Source organism: Nocardiopsis lucentensis DSM 44048 (assembly GCF_000341125.1).
GTDB classification, from domain to species: Bacteria; Actinomycetota; Actinomycetes; order Streptosporangiales; family Streptosporangiaceae; genus Nocardiopsis; species Nocardiopsis lucentensis.
Genome location: NZ_ANBC01000624.1, coordinates 1 through 1,498 on the forward strand (window position 1 = coordinate 1; position 1,498 = coordinate 1,498).

At 71.2% G+C, this 1,498-nt stretch carries 2 protein-coding genes; one reads left to right on the plus strand and one right to left on the minus strand.

The genetic code is table 11. From position 1 onward, the window contains the following. On the minus strand, positions 1 to 844 hold an 844-nt coding region (locus tag D471_RS0122435; RefSeq protein WP_017600702.1), incomplete at its 3' end, for an SDR family NAD(P)-dependent oxidoreductase. Between the two features lie 98 nt (positions 845 to 942). On the opposite strand from D471_RS0122435, the gene D471_RS35595 reads away from it, so the two are divergent. Further along, positions 943 to 1,498: CGNR zinc finger domain-containing protein (locus D471_RS35595; protein WP_017600703.1), on the plus strand; the 556-nt coding region annotated here is incomplete at its 3' end.

Genomic DNA, 1,498 nt, shown 5'->3' on the forward strand with positions numbered 1-1,498 from the left:
CGTCGACGCTTCGGGTGGCCTCGGCCCACTGGTCCAGGTCCCGCAGTCGGGCCGCCAGCGCGTCGCGCAGGTCGGTTTCCGCCTGCCCGCCCAGAGCGAGCCTGCGCGGGGGGTTCCCGGAGCCGACCGCGTCCAGGACGACCCGTGCGGCCCTGGCCGGGTCGCAGAACGCCTCGGGGGGCAGGTCGCTCAGCGTCTTCCGCACCGCCCGTACGGTCTGGTCGTAGTCCTCGGCGGCCTCGGCGAAATCGAGGTTGGCCAGGAACGGCGTCGCGGTGAGGGCGGGTTCGACGAGGGTGACCGTGATTCCCAGGGGCTCCAGTTCGGCCGCCAGCGCGTCGGACATGCCTTCGACGGCGTGTTTGGTCGCGGCCAGCAGGCCGACACCGGGAAGTGCGAGCTGACCGTAGATGGAGGACCCCTGTAGGACGTGGCCGGACCCTTGCCCGCGCAGTACCGGCAGGGTGGCGCGCAGCACGTTCAGCACGCCGAAGACGTTCGTCTCGAAGATGGCCCGGGCCTGGGCGTCGGTGGCCTCCTCGACCGCGCCGAACAGGCCGTAGCCGGCGTTGTTGGCGACGACGTCGACGCGTCCGAACCGGTCGACGGTCTCGTCCACCGCCGCGCGGACGGAGCCCTGGTCGCGGACGTCGGCGGCCAGGGCGAGCAGTGTCCCGGGAAACCGCTCGCGGAGGTCGGCGAGGGCGTCCACGCGCCGGGCGATGGCCGTGACCCGGTCCCCGCGGGTGAGGGCGGCGAGCACCAGTTCACGACCGATGCCGGAGGAGCCGCCGGTGACGAACCAGCTGCGAGGAGTGCCCGAAGTGGGGGTGTTGTCTGTCATGGTTGCGAGCTTAGATCTTTAGAGCGCAACTTACAAGCTAGATCTTCCACAATAGTTGCGTGCATAAGGCTTTTTGTTCGTGTCATACCGTGTCTGACATGGGTGTAACCGATGGCAGGAACTCGCGCAGTCCGCTCCAGCCCACGAAGACGGCGGAGCTTCTTCTCGACTTCGTCAACACGCGCCCGGTCGACGGACGCCCGGAGCGGCTCGCCGACGCCGGCACGATGGCCGAGTGGCTGGTCGAGTGCGGCCTGGCCCCCGAGGGCACGCTGACCACGGAGGCGGACGCGGCGAACGCGCGGGAACTCAGGGCCGCCCTGGTGGTCGTGATGCTCGCGCACGCGGGAGGCGCCGACGGTACGGACCCGTCACTGGATGAGGCCGAACGGCTGCTCCGGCGTGCCGGGACGCTCCATCCGCTGGCCCCGGTCGTCACCGCCGCCGGAAGCAGCCTCGTCTCCTCCCAGACCGGGGTCGCGGGTGCGCTGGGCGCCCTCCTCGCCGCGGCGGCCGACCTCGCCCGGCAGAACGGCTGGGCCAGGCTCAAGGCGTGCCGGAACCCCCCCTGCCACCTGGGCTTCTACGACCGCACGAGGAACTCCTCGGCCACCTACTGCGGTCCCGGCTGCGGCTCGCAGGTGTCCATGCGCG